At 58.3% G+C, this 14,012-nt stretch carries 12 protein-coding genes; 3 read left to right on the forward strand and 9 right to left on the reverse strand.

Annotation, left to right across the window (positions count from 1 at the left end; genetic code table 11):
• Positions 1 to 62 precede the first annotated feature (62 nt).
• A complete protein-coding gene (locus BLQ92_RS41460) occupies positions 63 to 233 on the forward strand; it encodes a BON domain-containing protein (RefSeq protein ID WP_175772484.1) in 171 nt (56 codons plus the stop codon).
• On the opposite strand, the gene BLQ92_RS26395 is transcribed toward BLQ92_RS41460, so the two are convergent.
• The 4 genes from BLQ92_RS26395 to BLQ92_RS26410 form a co-directional block, all read right to left on the reverse strand.
• The gene (locus BLQ92_RS26395; protein WP_090688576.1) at positions 227 to 838 is read right to left on the reverse strand and encodes a TetR/AcrR family transcriptional regulator; all 612 of its coding nucleotides are present in this window, start codon (positions 836 to 838) and stop codon (positions 227 to 229) included. The genes BLQ92_RS41460 and BLQ92_RS26395 overlap by 7 nt on opposite strands.
• Positions 839 to 1,013: 175 nt before the next feature.
• Positions 1,014 to 4,115: an efflux RND transporter permease subunit gene (locus BLQ92_RS26400; protein ID WP_090688580.1), complete on the reverse strand. Its 3,102-nt coding sequence runs from the start codon at positions 4,113 to 4,115 to the stop codon at positions 1,014 to 1,016.
• Positions 4,116 to 4,127: 12 nt separating this feature from the next.
• A complete protein-coding gene (locus BLQ92_RS26405) occupies positions 4,128 to 5,321 on the reverse strand; it encodes an efflux RND transporter periplasmic adaptor subunit (RefSeq protein ID WP_090688583.1) in 1,194 nt (397 codons plus the stop codon).
• Positions 5,318 to 6,859 (reverse strand): efflux transporter outer membrane subunit, encoded by a 1,542-nt coding sequence (locus BLQ92_RS26410; RefSeq protein ID WP_143016671.1) that lies wholly within the window; start codon positions 6,857 to 6,859, stop codon positions 5,318 to 5,320. The genes BLQ92_RS26405 and BLQ92_RS26410 overlap by 4 nt, the downstream gene beginning before the upstream one ends.
• A gap of 60 nt (positions 6,860 to 6,919) precedes the next feature.
• On the opposite strand from BLQ92_RS26410, the gene BLQ92_RS26415 reads away from it, so the two are divergent.
• Positions 6,920 to 7,585 (forward strand): TetR/AcrR family transcriptional regulator, encoded by a 666-nt coding sequence (locus BLQ92_RS26415; RefSeq protein WP_279607926.1) that lies wholly within the window; start codon positions 6,920 to 6,922, stop codon positions 7,583 to 7,585.
• Between the two features lie 197 nt (positions 7,586 to 7,782).
• Here the strand turns inward: BLQ92_RS26415 and BLQ92_RS26420 are convergent, their stop codons facing one another.
• The 4 genes from BLQ92_RS26420 to BLQ92_RS26435 all read right to left on the reverse strand — a co-directional run bounded on the left by BLQ92_RS26420 (position 7,783) and on the right by BLQ92_RS26435 (position 12,038).
• Complete coding sequence (locus BLQ92_RS26420; RefSeq protein WP_090688621.1) at positions 7,783 to 8,532, reverse strand: cupin domain-containing protein; 750 nt, start codon at positions 8,530 to 8,532, stop codon at positions 7,783 to 7,785.
• 76 nt (positions 8,533 to 8,608) lie between these two features.
• Positions 8,609 to 10,276: a thiamine pyrophosphate-binding protein gene (locus tag BLQ92_RS26425; protein WP_090688624.1), complete on the reverse strand. Its 1,668-nt coding sequence runs from the start codon at positions 10,274 to 10,276 to the stop codon at positions 8,609 to 8,611.
• 146 nt (positions 10,277 to 10,422) lie between these two features.
• The gene (locus BLQ92_RS26430; protein WP_090688626.1) at positions 10,423 to 11,367 is read right to left on the reverse strand and encodes a hypothetical protein; all 945 of its coding nucleotides are present in this window, start codon (positions 11,365 to 11,367) and stop codon (positions 10,423 to 10,425) included.
• 50 nt (positions 11,368 to 11,417) lie between these two features.
• The gene (locus tag BLQ92_RS26435) at positions 11,418 to 12,038 is read right to left on the reverse strand and encodes a carboxymuconolactone decarboxylase family protein (protein WP_208449361.1); all 621 of its coding nucleotides are present in this window, start codon (positions 12,036 to 12,038) and stop codon (positions 11,418 to 11,420) included.
• Between the two features lie 394 nt (positions 12,039 to 12,432).
• Here BLQ92_RS26435 and BLQ92_RS26440 point away from each other — a divergent pair, with 394 nt between their 5' ends.
• Positions 12,433 to 13,332 (forward strand): helix-turn-helix domain-containing protein, encoded by a 900-nt coding sequence (locus tag BLQ92_RS26440; RefSeq protein ID WP_175772485.1) that lies wholly within the window; start codon positions 12,433 to 12,435, stop codon positions 13,330 to 13,332.
• Between the two features lie 144 nt (positions 13,333 to 13,476).
• Here BLQ92_RS26440 and BLQ92_RS26445 read toward each other — a convergent pair whose 3' ends face one another.
• Positions 13,477 to 13,974, reverse strand: coding sequence for a MarR family winged helix-turn-helix transcriptional regulator (locus BLQ92_RS26445; protein ID WP_090688630.1), 498 nt, complete (start codon positions 13,972 to 13,974; stop codon positions 13,477 to 13,479).
• Between the last annotated feature and the right edge of the window lie 38 nt (positions 13,975 to 14,012).

Consider the following 14,012-nt stretch of genomic DNA (forward strand, 5'->3'; position numbering starts at 1 on the left):
CTTCTTCGATAGTGTTCACGTGTCCACCTATTTAAGTGGATACGATGCTCCCAAGACCTTCAATGCAACTCAAGACGGGATGGCTAGGCGCTTACAAAGATGGCATCGTGACAGTAAATGGAATGGTGCCCGATGCCGCGCAGTTGGACGAGGTAACGTTGATCGTGAAAGACGTGCAGGGTGTCGTGTCAGTGGTCAACAGGCTAACCGTCCAGAGACCAATGAGTCAGTAACCGTGCGCCTTCCCCAAAAAAAGTAATGCGAGCCATCTGTCGATCACTTCATTGTCCGCGATCCGTGGATCGCAAACTCGGAGGGACAGCATGCCGTCACACAGGCTGAGCACGCCTAGCGCAAGAACCTCCGCCTGTAGAGGTGGCATCATACCAACGCGCTCGAAAACAGCGAGAATATGTGCGCCGATATGGCTGAGCTTTTCGCGGTGGAAATCGGTGATACATTGCCGAACTGTTGCGTCGTTTCGCGCGAGTAGCCTCGCTTCCACCCAGAGCAGAAAACACTCGTTATCACGAAGATACCCATTGTAGAATGCAATGGCGCTCGCAGTCATTTCCTCTCGCGAGCCAACCTTTTCGATGACCGCCTGAAGACCGGCACGCGCGCTGTCGTGGTCCCACCGCAGCACCTCGAGCAGCAGTTCAGACTTGCCGCCGAAGTTCGAGTAGAACGCGCCGCGCGTGTAACCGGCTGCATCGACGATGTCCTCCACGCTCGTACGGTCAAACCCCTTTTTGATGAACATCTTTCGCGCGGCGCGCAGCAGTCGCTCCCGGGTCTGATGTCGGCGTTGTTCATGTGTGAGGCGCTTCCGTTTCATGAGTAAAGATCGGTTCCGGTAGCTCCATTGTGCAGCCAAATGCGCGACGTACTCCGCAGGATCCTCGCAACCTGGCCTTTTTCATCTTCAGTTCACCCGTGGCGGAGTGCACAGTTGCCTCCGCCACGTTAAATTGACTGTTGCCGACGACAAAACTCACGCGACAGACCAGGTCTCACAAAACTGCACTCCGCGTTTGATCTGGTCCAGGCTCAGCCGAGGGCATATTGCCTGAGTCAAACTGCGACTGGTGACGCGCCGCGAACGTGAGATAAACCGCCGGCAACACGAACAGCGTGAAGAGAGTTCCAATCGAGAGGCCGCTGGCAATCACAAGCCCCATGTTGAACCGCGATGCCGCGCCTGCGCCCGACGACATGATGAGCGGCACAACTCCAAGAACCATCGCTGCGGTCGTCATCAGGATCGGTCTGAGTCGAACGCCTGCAGCGTGGACTATGGCCTCGAGTTTCGACATTCCTTCATGCTGCGCGGCATTCGCCACTTCGACGATCAGGATGCCATGTTTGCTGATGAGCCCCATCAGCGTCACGAGGCCGACCTCGGTGTAAATGTTAAGCGAGGCACCTCCGAGGCCGAGGTTGATGAAGACGAGCGCTCCCGCGACAGACATGGGAATCGACACAAGAATCACCAGCGGATCGCGAAAACTCTCGAACAGAGCAGCAAGGCTAAGGTAAATGATGACGAGCGCGAGAACGAAGGTGCCAACAAAGCCACTCGATTCCTGCACCAGTTGGCGCAAAGGCCCGGCGTAGTCGATCGAAACATCGGGCGGCAAAGTGCGTGCCGCCAGCGCCTGCAGCGACTTGAGTGCGGCGTCCTGCGAGACACCGAGTGCAGGCACACCCGAGATCGTCGCCGAGTTCACTTGCTGGAAATGGTTGATGGCTTCAGGCACGGTCTCGGTGCGTACTCGCCCTATCGCCGACAACGGCACCGGTACATTATTTACCGTTGCGATCTGGAAATTCATGATCTGGTCAAGCGTCAATCGCGAGCGCTGCTGCACCTGTGCAATGACTTTGTACGAGCGCGAATCGAGACTGAAATAATTCGTATATCCACCACCAAGCAAACCGCCCAATGCTGTGCCCACTTGCGACATCGTCACGCCGATCTGCGAGGCCTTGTCGCGATCTATGTCGAATATTTTTTGCGGCTGGTCGATCTTCAGGTCACTATCGATGAAAAGAAACATACCGCTAGCGGCCGCATCGGCGAGGAACTTCTGGGCTTCCAGATTCAGCTGGTCCAACGGCTGCGTGGATTTCAACACGAACTGAATCGGTAATCCCTGCGAGCCCGGCAACGCGGGTAGCAGGAATGCGACGATCTTTTGCCCCGCTACCTTGCTGAACTGGTGTTGCAGGTCACGCTGAATCTCCGTCGCGCTCCGATGGCGCTGCTCCCATGGCTTCAGCGTCACCCCACCGATAGGCTGCGACGGATTGTCGACCTGGAATGTCTGGGCTGCCTCGGGAACCCTTTCCATGATGTCAGCCACTTGACGAGCGAATGCCTGCCTTTGCTGCAGCGTCGCGTTTGGGGCGGACGTTGGTTGAAGCACGACGACACCCTGATCTTCCTGCGGTGCCAGTTCACTGTCGGCGCTGCTATACAGAAAGTAAATGCTGCCAATCACCAGCCCTGTGAAAAGCAGCGTCACTGGAACCGTTTGCAAGCTACTTCGCAGCAGCCGCTCGTAACCGCGTTGAACAGAATTGAACACTCGGTCGATCGTTTCAACGATCCGTGTCACCCAGCGGCCACCCCGATCAAGTGGCTGCAGGATTTGCCCGCACATCATCGGCGATAAAGTTAAAGAGACAACCGCGGACATCGTGACTGCACCTACGAGCGTGAACGCGAACTCTGTAAACAGCGCGCCGGTCAGTCCACCCTGAAAGCCGATCGGCACATACACGGCGATCAGCACAATTGTCATAGCGATAATCGGGCTCGCCAGATCACGCGCGGCCTTGATCGCGGCGTCGCGAGGTCGCATGCCCTCCTCCAGATGGCGGCTGACGCTCTCGACCACGATGATGGCGTCGTCGACCACCAGGCCGATAGCCAGCACGAGCGCGAGCAAGGTAAGAAGATTGATCGAAAATCCGAACGCGAGCATCATGCCGAAAGTGCCGACCAGCGACAACGGAATGGCGACGACCGGAATCAGCACTGAACGCGGCGAACCGAGGAACGCGAACACCACTAGCGTAACAATCAGCACCGTTTCGACCAGCGACGCCTCCACCTCGTGAATGGAGCTGTCCACAAATACGGTCGAATCATAGATAACAGCACTGTGCAGTCCGGCGGGCAGCGCTCTCTGGATGTCAGGCAACACGGCCTTCACGCCCCTGATCACATCGAGCAGACTCGCCGACGGCGCCATCTGTATGCCAAGATAAACGCCCTTCTTGCCGTTGAAAGACACGCTGGATTCATAGTCCTCCGAACCAAGCGTGACGTTCGCCACATCCTTAAGCCGAATGATTCCGCCTTTGACCTGTTTCACCACAAGTTCGCGGAACTGCTGCTCCGAATGCAGGTCGGTCGAGGCCGTCAGGTTGAACTGCACCATCTGTCCTTTCGTGGTGCCCAAACCGGCAATCACGTTATTGGATGCGAGTGCGCTGGTGACATCTGTCGCGGTCAGACCGTAAGCCGCGAGCTTCTGCGGATCGAGCCACGCCCGCAGCGCGAAGTACTGTGGGCCCAGCAGTTCCGCCGTCTGCACGCCTTTAACCGCCTGCAGACGAGGCTGCACATTGCGGACGAGATAATCAGTGATCTGGTTGGGCGCGAGTTCATCGCTAGAAAACCCGATGATCAACGCATCGAGAGACTGCCCGATAGCCACGGTGATGGTCGGCTGCTGCACCCCGCTCGGCAACTGGTTGAGCACCGAATTGATCTTGGCGTTGATCTCAGTGACCGCTTTGTCGGCATCGAAATTCAGCAATAGGTTCGCAGTGATCGTGCTGGTGCCGGAGACGCTCTTCGAAGTCAGATAGTCAATCCCGTTCGCCTGTGCAATCGCATTTTCAAGGGGGGTTGTGACAAACCCCGCCACGGCTTGAGGGTCCGCGCCGTAATACGTCGTCGTCACTGTCACCACGGCGTTCTCGGTTTTTGGATATTCGAGAATGGGCAGCGAAGTGAATGCCTTATAGCCGATAACAAGGATCATCAGGCTTACGACGCACGCCAGCACTGGCCGGCGGATAAAGATGTCAGTGAATTTCATCAGTCATCCTGTTTAGTGATCTTGCGGGACAGGCGCCGCGTCATCCGGTAGCTTTACGCTGTTATCGATCTGCACGAATGCGCCGTTATGGAGCTTGAGTTGCCCCGCCGTCACCACCTCGTCGCCCGGGTTGAGTCCCTTCATGATGCTGACCTGATCGCCACGCGTTTCGCCGGTCGTCACAACCTGCTGACGAACGCTTGCCTGCCGCTTGCCTTGCGCGTCCCTGCCACTCTGAATCACATAAACGAGGCTGCCGTAGGGATTGTAAGCAACGGCCGTTTGAGGAATGGTCACGAGTGATCGCGGCGCGCCACTGGCGACGCTTGCGGTGGCGAACATGCCCGGCAGCAGCAGGCCGTCACGATTTTCAAACGATGCGCGTATCTGCAGCATGCGGCTCGACGCATCGACTTTCGAATTCATCGACGTCACCTTGCCAATGAAAGTCTTGTCCGGATAAGCATCGACCGACAGCGATACTGCCTGCCCGACTGAGAGCTGGCCGACCGCCTGCTGGGGCACATAGAAATCGAGGAACATAGGGTCGAGCGCCTGCAAGGTAACGACTATTGTGCCAGCCGGCAGGTACTGGCCCACATCGACCTGTCGCACGCCAAGGCGTCCCGCGAAGGGTGCAATAAGTGTCTTCTCGCGCATCAACGCCTGTTGGGCAGTGACTTGAGCACGCGCGCCCCTCAGGTTGCCGGCATCGGTATCGACGGTCGACTGCGCCACGCCTTGCACTGCAAGCTGCTGCAGGTCGCGCTTATACGTTATCTCGTCCAGGTCGGCGTTGGACTTCAACTGCTCAAGCTTCGCAAGATCGTCGTTGGGGCGCAGGCGCAACAACACCGTTCCCGCCGCCACGTCTCGGCCGGAATCGAAGTGGATTTCATCAATGACGCCGCCCGTTTCCATCGACAGATCCGTGCCCTTCGAAGCACGCAGCGATCCTACCGCGGTAAGGATCGGCTGCCACGCTTGCGCGATTGCGGACGTCGTCGATACGGTCGCCTGCTGCGACTGGATACCTGCTGTTACCTTTTTGAGCACGTTGCCCTTGAAGACATGAAAGCCGATCAGCGCGGCAGCGAGCAGAGCGACGATGAGCAGCATCACAAGGAGGCGCAGAAAGGTTCTGGGTGGCCGTTGGCGTCCCGAAGTGGGATCGGTGGTGACGGCACGCGTGGAAAGACTGGTCATGGGTTAGACACTCCGCAACATTGCGCAACTTTTGGATCGACATCGCTTCGATGCCACCAGCCACCACCCAGCGCCTGGAACAGCGCGACGGTGTCCGTGTATCGAATGGCCTGAGAGGAAATCAGTTTCAGCCGTGCGCTCGTGTCGGCTTCTTCGGCTGAGAGCACGTTGAGATACGTGCCGCCCCCCGCGCTGTATTGACCCTGCGCGACTTTCAGGCTCGCGGCCGCCGTCTTCTGCGTCGCGAGATTGGCAGCAAGCGTCTCGGCATCCCGATTGATTGCGACAAGCGCATTGACTACATCCTGGAATGCCGAGTTGACCGTGCTGCTGTATTGAGCGGCGGCAACGTCGACGGCAGCTTCGGCAGCCCGTTTTCTTGCTTTCAAGGTGCCGCCCGCAAAGACGGGTTGCGCGAGGCTTCCTGCAATACTCCACACGATGCCCGCGGGATTGAAAAGGTTCGACAGGCTGCTACCATCGCGCCCATAACTCCCGGTCAACGATATCTGCGGCAGCATGTTGGCGAGCGCGACGCCTACGTTCGCGGTCGCCGAATGCAGCAAGGCAGCGTATGCCTGAACATCGGGTCTTTGCGCGACAAGACTGGATGGCAAGGAGACGGGCAACTCATCCGGCAACGTCAGGCTCGCGAGATCGAGTGACGGTGCGGTATATTCGTCCGGCAGTCCGCCGAGATAAACTGCCAACTGGTTGCGTTGCTGTTCGAGTTGCTTGTGCAAACCCGGCAACGTGGCTATCTGTGCATCGAGCAGCGATTGCTGCTGCAGCACGTCCACCTGACTTACGCCGCCTAACTCGAAGCGACGGCGCGTCACATCGAGAGCAGCGCTGTAGGCGCGTACGATGTCCTGCGTGGTGTCTATCTGGGCCTGCAGCGAAGCCTCATTGATCGCCGCATTGACGACGTTGGCGACCAGCGTCAGCTCGGTTGCCTCGAGTTCGAAGCGCTGATACTCCGCTTGAGCGTTGAGTTGTTCGACTTGTCGGCGAACACCACCAAACGCATCAAGCGTGTACGACACGCTGAGTGATCCGCTGATCACGTTATAAGCCGATGGCACAGGACTTATAAGTGTGTTTCGCTCCCGTTCGCCCGACGCGCTCGCGCTGATTTGCGGAAAGAAGCTCCCCTGCTCCGCGCGAGTGTTCTCGTGTGCTTCGCGCAGGCTCGCCTGCGCGGCGGCCAGTGTTGGGTTCGCCTTGAGCGCGCGATCGACGAGTTCGTTGATCTGGGCGGAATGGAACATTGTCCACCAGTCCCCCTGGATGTCACGACCGGTGACCAAGGACTGCGATGCCCCAGCCAGCGTGTCGGCGGACAGTGTTCTGGCCGGTAAGGGTTTCTTGGTGAAGCCTCGCGTATCGGGCGCGGCCGGCGCGGCGAAATTCGGCCCGACTGCGCAACCAGCGAGCAGTAGTGCCCATAGTGTGCAAGAACCGAGCGCGACCGGCGCCGCGGCTCTGAATGTCTGGAACCTACGATTGAAATGAAAGGTCTGGTAAAACTTCGACATAGGCGTTAGTTCCTATACTGTTCAGTACACTATATCACTTACCATACCAACTAGTACAGTATGTTCACCAGGGGAAAAACTCGCATGCCAAAACCTCCGTTGGTCACCCGCACGGGTCGCCCGAAAGACCCGGCCAAACGCGCCGCGATCCTGGACGCTGCGACCAGTCTGTTCTCCGTGCAGCACTACGACACCGTCACGATGGAAGATGTGGCAGCAAAGGCCGGCGTGTCGAAGGTGACCGTCTATAGCCATTTCTCGGACAAGGACGCGCTGTTTGAAAACGTCGTGAGCGGCGTGTCCGATCAGATCATGCAGGGGCTATCAGGGGCTGACTGCGATCAGTTGCCCTTGCGTGAAAGGCTGAGTCGTATTGGCGTGGCGTTTCTGACTGTCGTCATCGACATCAACGTCGCGGGATTGGTGCACCTGCTACCCGCGGCATCTCGGGGAAATCGGGCGCTAATCACGCGCTTCTTTAACGCTGGCCCTGCGAGAACGACAGCGGCGCTGTCGGAGATAATCAGTTCCGCAGCGGCGCGAAAAGAATTGATAATCGATTCGCCCACGCTGGCGGCAGAGGATCTGATGAGCTTATGGGAAGGCGGATTGCCGGCGCGCATCGTGTTCGGGCTGGTGGAGCCCTCGACGCCGGAAGAAATAGAGCAGCGTGCCCGGCGCGGCACGGATGTTTTTATGCGTGCGTACGCAAATCCGCGTAAGTGAAGTCGGTCCTGGCTGGCGCGAGTCTCGCCCGCCCGCCGACTCCCCCTCGCGTTTGCAACTCGGCGGATTTCTTGCAGCAAGCACTTGGCACGAGCGGCCCGCCGCAGACAGGCCGTCTTCCGCCTAGCTTCGCGAACAGACAGACTCACCCATGCATGTCTGCATCGATGGTTGGCCGGCCTGCTCAAAAAACTCTGTTAAGAGGTCTTGACCTCTGCGGTGTCAGGCAAAATCTCGCGCAAAGCCTGATCGTATGCACCAGACATAAGGACAAACATTACCGTAGCAGGCGCCTGCGAGCGGTTTTCCCACGTGTGATTAGTTCCGCACTGAACCAACACATCTCCTGCATGCAGAACGACCTCTGAATCATCAAGGAGAAGAGTCAGTTCGCCCGAAAGCACGACAACGTAGTCGATCGTTTCGGTGCGATGCATCGTCGCGTTTCTGGCAGATGCAGTAGCGGTATGACCTCCGGCATTGCCCAGCGATTTGAACGCTTGCGAAGCTGTAGCCGAATCCAGTTTCGCAATACCTTCGCGGTAGGGTGGAACCTGGCTCACACGAATCACTGTACCGCGCGGAGTCGGCAGTTGTCGCCGAGGACCAGACGTAGTCTCGACCGTCTGCGCCACGATATGCGCAGGCGTCTCGAAGGTCCGGAATATATCGCATGAAACATATCCCGGCAGCAATGGCGTCGAGAAAACAAACGGAGAAGGTCCGTCCGATAGGACAATTGATTTACCACGCGTGTCATGCCCGGTCACAACACGTCGAACAGCGAAACCTGCCTCGCCCTCTCCCTCCGGTTGAGCGGTCTGCGTAGGGCCGTCGGGCGAATGACGGTCCGGCGTCAGACCGGCTGCCGAAGCGATCGCGTCGGTGGGCCGTGCTTCGCGGAACGAGGCCCCTGGACCAGTCTGGGAACGGTATTGTTCGGTCATGTCTTCTCCTCTGAATTGAAACGGCTGAATTGCTGCGGACGAATACGTTAAAAGGATGAGCTTCCGGGCCGGGTGCTTATCCAAGCTCTTTGGGCTTTTCCCACGGTATCGGAACGACAGCGGAGGGATCCGTATAAACGTCGATCAATGCCGGCCTCCCAGCAGCTAACGCATCCTTGAAAGCGCCGCGGAAGTCGGAAGCCCGTTCGACGCGATAGGCTTTCATCCCAAGCGTCTCGGCGACTGCCGCGAAATCCACGCGGCCGAATTTCCAGTTTTTCTCCAACGCGGCATCCTCGCCCCAAAGGACTCTTTCCTGATTGAAACCGTGATTGTTGTTGACTACCGTCACCGTATTGATGCCGTAACGCACAGCGGTCTCCATTTCGGCGAGGTGGTAGTAAAAGGCGCCGTCGCCAGTGAAGCAAACGACAGGTCGCATCGGGTTCGCGCATTTGGCGCCGAGAGACGCTGGAAACGACCATCCGAGTGAGCCAGCAGCGCGAATCAGCGCCTGGCCAGACCGATTCAGATAGAGGTGACGAGCTGCCCAACCTGCCGCGTGGCCGGTGTCGACTGCGACGAGCGCGCCTTCAGGAAGCGATTCGGATAACATGCTGCAAAGACGTTCTGGCCGAATGGGCGACGTGTCCGAATTCTCGTATTGAGCGGCCAGTTTGCCCCACTCCTCGCGCAACGCGGCAATGCGGTCAATCCATTGCGGGCTGCCAACAGGCCCCGCGAGTTCGACGCCGAGTTGCTCCAGCACGGCGGCGGGATCGCCGATCAGACCCACGATCAACGGATAGTTACGGCCCAGCTCTCTCGGGTCGATGTCGATCTGTACCGCCGGCACGCCCGGCACAGGAACTGACCATCCGCGGGTTGTCATGCTGCCTGTGCTCGAGCCAACGAACAGCACGAAGTCAGCCTCGGACACAGCGATATTTGCTGTATCGCGCGAGTAGTCTCCCACCACACCGGTGCAAAGAGTGTCGCTCTCAGGTATAGCGGCCTTCGCGTCAAGCGACGTTGCCACGGGTATTCTTGCAAACCGCGCGAACTTGAGAAGCGCCGCCTGTGCGCGCGAGGCGCGTATGCCCGAACCGGCCACGATGATGGGTCGCTCAGCCTTGCGAAGTGCAGTAGCGGCTGTTCGGATATCCTCGGCAGATGCGGCGGGACGAATCGGCGGGCAGAAGCCGTAGCGCGGCTCCGGCGGCATCACATGCTCAACCTCCTCCATCAGCACCGCACCCCAGAAACCGGAGAGTTCGAGATGCACCGGCCCGGGCGATCCGGTGGTCGCCACTCGTAAAGCCTGCTGGAGAAGGTCCGGCAGCCGCTGTGCCTTTTCGACCCGAGCGCTAAATTTGGTTAGACCGGCGTAGATCGGTCGTTGATCGATTTCCTGGTAGAAGTTGCGTTCACGAGTGTCGGCCGTACCGCCTCCGGTCAGCGCGAGAATGGGTGATTTCGCCATCAGGGCATCGACCAGTCCGGAGGCGAGATTCGTAGCACCAATAGCTTGCGACGCGCAAACACCAACGCGCCCCGACTCGCGAGCGTATCCGTCGGCCATATAAGCCGCAGCCTTCTCAGAGTGTGCGACGACCGACTTTACACCGATTGCCGTCATCTCCTTGATCCCAGGCGGGATGATCATCGGCACGTTGAAGAAGTGGTCGACGCCGTATGCTGCAAACGTCTCCGCAAGAACGCGGTTTCCTGTTTTCTTTCCCATAAGGGTTCCTTCTGGTTAAGGGGTACATGGGCGTGCTTCGCCCGAAGCCGCCGATCGCATCTCTGACGCTACGCAGTCACGCAATGGAATTCGCGGGAGCAAACGAGCGCGTTGGTTCTGACACACAAGGGCGTGCGCAATCCGGCCTAAAACTCCAAGCGCAGCACTTTTGCCGGCCTGACCCCATCCGGCATTGGCGCCTTGATGCCTCCATCGGTCGTTACATAAGCGACTCTTCCGTATTCCCGTATATTCCGCCCCCATGCTATTGCTGACGGACCCACCATCAGATCGAGAACGGGAATGCCAACTACGCTCTGTCGTGGGCCTTTGTTCTGATCGGGTGTCAGCGACAGACAATCGATTGTGTTCTCGCGGTGGGTTGTGATGTACGCAAGTCCGCGCTCTTCGTCGATGCAGAAGTCATCACCCATCATGCCGCTCCCAACGAGTTCGGGCAGACCTTCCGGATTCAGGCTGCGCGGATCGACAGAGATGCGCATGAAGAGCTTCCTGGCGGTGGAGGTGTAGTACAGGTAGTTGCTCTTTGACGCGTAACGGATGCCATTCACCCCTGGCTGGTCAGGCATGGGGCCATTCGGGTCGTGCGCCATGCTTTCATGCTGAAGCCATTTGTGCACGGTCGCTGTCTTTCCGTCAGTACTCAGGTCAACACGCCAGATGAGGCCTGCGAAGCAATCAGCGAGAAGAATGACCCGGGGTGCGATGAGGCAGCTACCGTTGAGCATTCCCACAGACCGCGAAAATTCGACAACAATCTCCGGTTCTATCGACTGACCCGGTGACCAGCTACGCAGATCGACGCGCAGCAGGCAGCCACGCGATACGACGCCCGTCGATACATAAAATACGTCGGGCTCCGCTTCGACGATGCCCATACCCATGAGCTCGAAGGTGCAAATGAGAACCGGCTCGACGGGCTTTCCGCGAAACGGCGGTATGTACCAGAGCTGTCGATGGAATAGCACAGTCACGAGCAATGATCCGTCTTTACGGACAGCAATATTTTCCAGAAAATGGTTCGGGGGGAAAGAAGCAACTTCAGTGATCGTGTGTGAGTTAGACGACATAGTTCGCTACGGCCCGTCTGTAGTTTGTCAAAGGAAAGCGCGATGGCGGCTTATTGATCGTCCAGGCCCACCGCGTTGGCAGGAACGTCGTACGCGCGCAAGGTCAGCGACACGGTCGTGAAGTACCCAATGAAGGCAATCAGATCTGTGAGTCCAGAATGGCCCAGCGTATCGACCGCTCTTTTATAAAGCCCTACCGGGATCAGACGAGGCTCAAGCAGAGCGGAGGTAATCTCATAGATGATCTGCTGCCGGGCATCCTCAAACGAAGTCGGCAACCCGGCGATCAACGCCTGCACCTTTTCGGCGGACAGACCGCCCACTAGCTCTGCCATCCACTCGTGTTCATAACTGGGATAGCTCGCCATCCACTTTCCGGCGGTGAGATTGACCGCAATTTCAATCTCCGCCTTCGACAAGGTTGACCGGTCCTGATAATGGAGACCCATATGCAGCATGACTTCAGTCAGCTTCAGGTTTCGCAGCCAGATCTTGTAGGGGCCAGGCACCATGCCGCGGGACTTTGTGACAAGGTCGTAAGCCTTCCGTTCGTCATCGTCCATCTGGTCGGGCCGATGCTCCTTGAACCTTCCAAACGTTCCGAAGTGCGAGTTCCTCAGTTTTTTCGCAGCCGCAATGAGCTGCTCGACTGCTTCTGGTCTGGTCGTCACTTAAGCGCCTCATGGTCTGTTGTCTCGGGTCTTGTGCCATTGACAAGCGTTGGCGGATGAATCGCGTCCGGGTTTGCGGATTATTGAGCGACCGGGCATCATCATCCTTCGGAAACGCGCCATAACCTTCGATTTCCAGGCATCCAGAAAACGGGCAAGCTTCGCTCGAACGTTTACCCGATCCGGTTCTGGTATTTCCCCCTCTTTCCACGCGTGGATTGGAAGCAGTACGATTTCGCACGCACGCGTTTGTTAGGCTCGATATCTGTCCGACGAGTGTCGGAATTGCAGGGCAGGCCTGCGACGCGTAGCGGCGCTATTCATCCCGAGCGCGAAAATCCCCGCTCCTGGACATCAGGGCAAGCTTCACGATCAATATATGTGGCGGTGCAATATGGCGGCTGAAAGCCACGGCAGGACTTCTCCCTCTGAACTGACTCGTCTGTTGCCTACTCCTCCCCTGTTCTCGGTTGGCGTTGGAAATCTGGGCGGCGCTATTGTTCAGCACTACCGCCATTCGCCTGGGTGCGTCACGGTATCGCCTTTGCGAGATCATTTGCTGGTCGTGAATCTCTCCGGCCATGTGCTGATTGAGGACGGTCTGACATGTGGACGCCAGGAGCGCAGATGGGCGGGAAGCGGGCAGATGAGTCTGACACCCGCGGGCTCAGCGGGCACCCGCGTGTTCAAGGGGCGCCCGGAAGTTCTGGTCGTTCATCTGCCGCCGCAACTCCTCCATAACACCGCAATTGAGATCGGTCTCGAGGACGGACACGCGACGCTCATTCCCCGCCTGGCGGTCGCTGATGAAGTGGTCGAGCGGCTCGGGCGGCTACTTCTGGCAACCGCACCCGACTCGGAGCCCGGCGCAGCGTTGATGATGGACGCGTTGACCCGGGCGCTTGTCGTTCATCTGCTGCGCAACCATTCGGTTTTGTCGCGCGAGAAAACCGTTGTGCCGCCGTCATTGAGCGGAGGAAAGCTTCAGCGCGTGATCGATTACATGCAAATACATCTGGACGAGCGTCTGCTTTTGTCGAACCTCGCCGACCTGTCTGGACTCAGTCAGTCGCAATTCGCACGGACATTCCGGGCCGCCACGGGCAAGCCACCGCATGGCTACCTGCTCGATTTGCGTATAGAGCGGGCCAGAAGCTTGCTTGAGAACACGGACCTACCCGTGATAGAGGTTGGAATGCAATGCGGCTTCGAACAACCGAATCACTTCGCGACGATGTTCAGAAAGATTGTCGGGCTGAGTCCGCGCGCATGGCGCGTCGCGAGGCGCGCTTGAACCGGTTAGCGTCTGCGGCAACAATGCAGCAAGGGCTGGATCAGCGTGGACACAGTCGCTGGCACGCACGGCGAGCGCCGGCCTCCGCACGTCGCATGGCATCGAGTCCGGTGAGAAAGTACTCCTGCGGTCAGCGGTAGTCCGTCATTCGAGGCTGGCCGGGCCAGACGACGGATCGCCTTTGATGTCGTCGGCGAACTTGCGCATGAGCCGCACCAGGTCCTCTATATCCCGTTTTTCCCATGTAGCGAAAATGGACTGCCCTATCCTCGCCCGGGCCTTATCGACCCTATCGGTCATCGCCTTGCCTTTCCTTGTCACGACAGCCTGGCGAACGCGCCGGTCGGTCGCGCTTTCCTGACGGTCGACGAGACCCAGGCTTTCCAATTTGGCGACCTGCCGACTGACGGTCGTGTAGTCGCGTCCCACACGGTCTGCAAGTTCGACGACGCCAATGGGGCCGAGCCGCTCCACCAGTACCATTAACGGAAACAGCGCACGGTCGAGGGAAATCCCCGCGGCCCGAACCATTGCCTCGTCACGCTGAGGGCTGTTCACGACCCCGACGATCTCGAGCAACGCCCCGTGAAGCTCACGAAGCTGAGTGTTGATATGTGTATTTTGCACGGTTTTTGTTGACACGGAGTTATCTCGTTCCTAATATGTGCATATTACACATA

It is taken from the genome of Paraburkholderia phenazinium (assembly GCF_900100735.1).
GTDB lineage: Bacteria > Pseudomonadota > Gammaproteobacteria > Burkholderiales > Burkholderiaceae > Paraburkholderia > Paraburkholderia phenazinia.

What these genes read in the sequence shown, in the direction of transcription:
- BLQ92_RS41460 (WP_175772484.1), top strand. Translation starts at nt 63, where the DNA reads ATGCAACTCAAGACGGGATGGCTAGGCGCTTACAAAGATGGCATCGTG.
- BLQ92_RS26395 (WP_090688576.1), bottom strand. Translation starts at nt 838, where the DNA reads ATGAAACGGAAGCGCCTCACACATGAACAACGCCGACATCAGACCCGG.
- BLQ92_RS26400 (WP_090688580.1), bottom strand. Translation starts at nt 4,115, where the DNA reads ATGAAATTCACTGACATCTTTATCCGCCGGCCAGTGCTGGCGTGCGTC.
- BLQ92_RS26405 (WP_090688583.1), bottom strand. Translation starts at nt 5,321, where the DNA reads ATGACCAGTCTTTCCACGCGTGCCGTCACCACCGATCCCACTTCGGGA.
- BLQ92_RS26410 (WP_143016671.1), bottom strand. Translation starts at nt 6,859, where the DNA reads ATGTCGAAGTTTTACCAGACCTTTCATTTCAATCGTAGGTTCCAGACA.
- BLQ92_RS26415 (WP_279607926.1), top strand. Translation starts at nt 6,920, where the DNA reads ATGTTCACCAGGGGAAAAACTCGCATGCCAAAACCTCCGTTGGTCACC.
- BLQ92_RS26420 (WP_090688621.1), bottom strand. Translation starts at nt 8,532, where the DNA reads ATGACCGAACAATACCGTTCCCAGACTGGTCCAGGGGCCTCGTTCCGC.
- BLQ92_RS26425 (WP_090688624.1), bottom strand. Translation starts at nt 10,276, where the DNA reads ATGGGAAAGAAAACAGGAAACCGCGTTCTTGCGGAGACGTTTGCAGCA.
- BLQ92_RS26430 (WP_090688626.1), bottom strand. Translation starts at nt 11,367, where the DNA reads ATGTCGTCTAACTCACACACGATCACTGAAGTTGCTTCTTTCCCCCCG.
- BLQ92_RS26440 (WP_175772485.1), top strand. Translation starts at nt 12,433, where the DNA reads ATGGCGGCTGAAAGCCACGGCAGGACTTCTCCCTCTGAACTGACTCGT.